Below are 3,606 nucleotides of genomic sequence, written 5' to 3' on the forward strand. Positions count from 1 at the left end.
TGTGGCTGGGGTCGGTGAAGTCCAATCTCGGGCATACCCAGGCGGCGGCCGGGGTGGCCGGTGTGATCAAGATGATCCTGGCCATGCGGCACGGGTTGTTGCCCAAGACGCTGCACGTGGACGCCCCTTCATCGAAGGTGGACTGGTCGGGCGGGGCGGTGGAGTTGCTGACCCAGCCTCGGCCCTGGCCCAAGGACGCGGATCGGCCGCGCCGGGCGGGGGTGTCCTCGTTCGGCATCTCCGGCACCAACGCCCACATCATCCTGGAAGAACCCCCGGCCGAAGAGCCGCCGCACGCGCCGCTTGCAGGGGTGCCCTCAGGCGAGCGAGACGGCGGCACGGCTACAGCGGCCCAGGGCGACCCCGCCGCTACCGCACCGGCACCGCTGCGACCGGCGCCTGTGGTGGTACCGGCGCTTGCGATGGTGCCGGTGCCGGTGGTGGTGTCGGCCAAGAGCCAGGCGGCGTTGCGCGCACAAGCCGGTCGGCTGGCGGAGTTCGTCGCCGGGCATGAATCGGCCGGTCCGGTCGAGGTGGCCGCCGCCCTGACACTCCGGGCCGCCCTGGAGCACCGGGCAGTGCTACCCGCGGTCGACCGAGAAGGTCTGCTCGCCGCGCTGCGGACCCTCGCCCCAGGCGAACCGACGACCGGTGGGGTGGTGGCCGGCGTGGTGGAGTCGTCGGCTGCGGTGATGGGTCGGGTGCGGTCGGGCCGGGTGGCGGTGGTGTTCTCCGGTCAGGGTGCTCAGCGGGTCGGGATGGGCCGGGAGTTGTATGCGGCTTTCCCGGTGTTCGCCCGCGCTTTCGACGAGGCGTGTGCGTTGCTGGAGGTCGAACTCACCGCCGCCGACGGTGCCGGGGTGGTGAGCGGCCTGGCCGGTGGTGTGAGCCTGCGAGAGATCATCCTCGGCCAGACCAGCCAGACCAGCGAGGTCGGTCAGACCAGCGAGATCAGTCAGACGAATGGTTCTGCTGCTGGTGGGGTGTTGGATCAGACGGTGTTCGCTCAGGCCGGGTTGTTCGCGGTGGAGACGGCGTTGTACCGGCTGCTGGAGTCGTTCGGTGTTCGGCCCGATTTTGTGGCGGGGCATTCGCTGGGGGAGATTTCTGCGGCGCATGTGGCCGGTGTTCTGGATTTGGCGGATGCGTGCCGGTTGGTGGCTGCTCGTGGCCGGTTGATGCAGGGGTTGCCGTCCGGGGGTGCGATGGCGGCGATCGGCTGCGGCGAGCAGGAGATCGTCCCGGTGCTGGCCGGGCGTGGCGAGATCTCGGTGGCGGCGGTGAACGCGCCGGGTTCGGTGGTGGTCTCCGGTGCTGCCGATCAGGTGGAGCAGGTGGTGGAGTGGGCGCGTAAGAACGGGTATCGGACGCGGCGGTTGCGGGTGTCGCATGCGTTCCATTCGCCGTTGATGGAGCCGATGCTGGCCGAGTTCGAGCGGGTGGTGGCGGGGTTGACGCTGCGTCGCCCGGAGTTGCCGCTGGTGTCCAACCTGTCGGGTGAGCTGGTCGGCGAGGAGGTCACCGAGCCGGGGTACTGGGTGGAGCACGTGCGGCGGCCGGTCCGGTTCGCCGACACCATCACCACCCTGCGCGGACAGGGCGTCGGCTGTTACATCGAGGCAGGCCCGGACGCCCAGCTGGCCCCGATGATCGAACAGACCCTCGCTCATCATGACAACGCTGGTGACCAGCATCTCGGCGGGACCGGTGGTGGGGACGGCGATCACGCCGAGGTTCGCGGTGGTGATGGCGGGCGCGGGATCGGCTACGACGGCGGTGAGCCCGCGGTGGTGGCGTTGCTGCGCCGCGACCGGGACGAGACCGCTCAATTGGTGGCCGGGCTGGGCCAGGCGTGGACGTGTGGCACGGCCGTGGACTGGACCGCCTGGCCGGCCTGGACCACCGGAACCGGAACGGCCGGTTCGGCCGGGGCCCGCGTCGGCGATCTGGATCTGCCCACCTATCCGTTCCAGCATCGCCGTTACTGGCTGCATTCGGCTCCGGCCGGTGACCCGACGGCGCTCGGTCTGCGTGCCGCTGATCACCCGATTTTGGGTGCGGTGGTGGAGCAGCCGGACGGTGGCGCCATCTTGACCGGCCGGTTATCGGTCACGACCCAGCCCTGGCTGGTCGATCACGCCATCAATGCCACCCCGATCCTGCCCGGCACCGCCTTCGTCGAACTGGCCCTGCGCGCCGGAGACCAGGTCGGCTGCCCGACCATCGACGAGCTCACCCTGCACGCTGCCCTGCCGATTCCCAATACCACCAATGGCACCGGCCATCACAGCGCCAGCGACGGCATCACTCTGCAGATCACCCTCAGCCCACCCGACGAAGACGGCCGGCACCAGATCGCCATCCACTCCAAAGACGACCATGGGCAGTGGACTCGGCACGCCACCGGGACCCTCACCCCCACCCCCGCCACTGCTCAAGACACTCCTACGGAGTTGAGCCAGGCTTGGCCTCCGCCGGGCGCCGAGCCACTGGACACCATCGGCTTGTACGACCGTCTGGTCGATCACGGTTACGGCTACGGCCCCGCCTTCCATGGCCTGACGCGGGCGTGGACGCGTGGTGGGGACCTTTATGCCGAGGTGTCGCTGCCGGTTGACGTCGCTGATCCGGCGGGGTATGGCGTTCACCCCGCGTTGCTGGACGCGGCGATGCACGTGGGCATGCTGGCCGTGCAGGACGCCGGTCAGGATGCCGGGGAGACCGGTCCGCTGATTCCGTTCAACTGGAACGGCGTCACCCTGCACGCCGCCGGCGCCACCGCGCTTCGCGTACGGCTGCGCCGCCTGGACGGCGAGGCGGTCACCCGGCTGGACCTCACCGATCCGGCCGGTCGGCCGGTGGCTTCGGTGGAGACGCTGACCGCACGACCACTGGCTCCTGAGCAGTTGGGCGGCGCGGCCTCGGCCCGCTTGCTGTATGAGGTGACTTGGCGGCCGCTGGACGCGGTGGACGAGCGTGCCGCGGAGACCGCTGCCGGGATGCCGAACGTCGCGATGCTGCATGTCGCGTCTTCGCCAAGGGTTGCTGGTGGAGCACCCGTGGACGGTGACGTCCCGGTTCCGGTGCGGGTGCGCCGGGTCGTCGGTGAAGTGCTGGGTGAGTTGCAGTCCTGGTTGGCCGAGGAGGACGCGCGGCCGGCAGTGGTGGTGACTCGGGGTGCGGTGGCCGTGGCCGATGGGGAGGTTCCGGATCCGGCGCAGGCTGCGGTGTGGGGTCTGGTGCGGGCCGCTCAGGCGGAGGAACCTGGCCGGATCACCCTGATCGACCTTGACCCGGACGACGTTTCGCTGGAAGACGCGCAGGTCGCCCTCGGTCCTGAGGGGGTATCGGCGAGTGCCGTGCCGGCCGCCGTCGATGGTGGTGAGGACGGCTTCGCGGGTGGTGTGCGTGCCGCGCTGGCTTGTGGTGAGCCGGAGGTGGCGGTGCGCGGGGGCCGGCTGTGGGTGTCCCGGATGACGCACCTGGCATCGCCTGGCCCGGAGGGTGGAATCTCGTCGTCTGGGGAAGCCGGCCAGGTGGGCGGTGAGGATGCCGAGGTGGTGTGGCCGGTCGATGGGACGACGTTGGTCACTGGTGGTACCGGTG

Annotated in this window: 1 protein-coding gene; it reads left to right on the forward strand. The window is 70.2% G+C overall.

The genetic code is table 11. The annotated features are described in order from the left end of the window. Positions 1-14 precede the first annotated feature (14 nt). Positions 15-3,606: acyltransferase domain-containing protein (locus tag ACFQSB_RS40025; RefSeq protein ID WP_380832563.1), on the forward strand; the 3,592-nt coding region annotated here is incomplete at its 3' end.

This window comes from Sphaerisporangium rhizosphaerae (genome assembly GCF_042665155.1).
Classification (GTDB): Bacteria; Actinomycetota; Actinomycetes; order Streptosporangiales; family Streptosporangiaceae; genus Sphaerisporangium; species Sphaerisporangium rhizosphaerae.